At 51.1% G+C, this 1,089-nt stretch carries 1 protein-coding gene; it reads right to left on the reverse strand.

Annotated elements, in window-relative coordinates; translation table 11 throughout:
- Positions 1 to 224: 224 nt before the first annotated feature.
- Positions 225 to 1,089: hypothetical protein (locus tag B3W37_RS15060; RefSeq protein ID WP_483176280.1), on the reverse strand; the 865-nt coding region annotated here is incomplete at its 5' end.

Raw genomic sequence — 1,089 nt, forward strand, 5'->3', positions numbered from 1 at the left:
GCCCGCAGCGCCCTTGAGGATGTAGACTCGTTTTATTCCCGCCAGTAAATCAGGCAGGCAGCTGACATAACCCTGGTCGGTAAATGTACTGGACAGCACATACTTGATTTTGCCTTTATATAACAATTCCAGACCCCTTTCCCTGCTGGATTTCTATAGTATATTCGAAAAGTAAACCATTGGTTAATGAAGTAGCCACCCGGGATGGCCGGTTTTCAAAAGGGCTAAGAGCCTCCCCGCGTGCCCAGCCAGATCAGCATCTCATGGCCAAGCGGGGCAAATATGGCAGCTATCCAGCTCATCAAAGGGTATGATGAGGCCGATAAGGACAGCGCCAGCAGGATCAAGCTATAAACGGCCAGATTGCGGGCAGACCGCATCACAGTGAGGCGGGGGGTGGTTTTGGTGACCGTTTCGCCATAACCGAGTATGGCCAGAACCGGAAGCATGATAAAAAGACTGTCTTGAGCTGCAGGGGGATGGCATTGCAGCAAAGGCCACCAGGAAGGCATAGTATAGCCTATGCTGCTGTCGGATGTACAGCTGATAACCAGCAACAAGGGCCAAAACCGCTGCAGTTTAAAACCCTGTACGGTCTGGCCCTGTTTTTTGAAACAAACCCGGCCCGGCTGAGTGCTGCCGTCGACCAGGATCAAACCGCTTTCAATGAGGTGGAGAATAGCTATTAGGCCCGTTATCTGCGGAACGCAGCTGACTGAGCGTGAAGTCAAAAGGCAAAACAGGGCCAATAGGCCGCCTGCATAGGAAAAACAGATCAGGCGGGGATGAACCAAGGCCAATCCCAGGGAAATCAGCCACAAGGCCAGGATGCTTAAATTGCGCACATCGATGCCGACTACCACCAGCAGGGCGCTGCCTAAGAGTCCTGCACCAAGGCCGATCAAGACAGATAATAGCGCCGATTTTATGAATTCACGCTGGTTGGATCCTGGTGATTTTCGCCCATAAGACCAGCTGATTACAAAAAACATAATAAGATAGAGGGAAATAAAAAGAGGCGAGGATATAGCTTGCAACCATACCCGCCCCATTTCCAACCAGATGCTTAAGACAGAATCCAAGCAGTCC

Source organism: Syntrophomonas sp. UBA5494 (assembly GCF_002426325.1).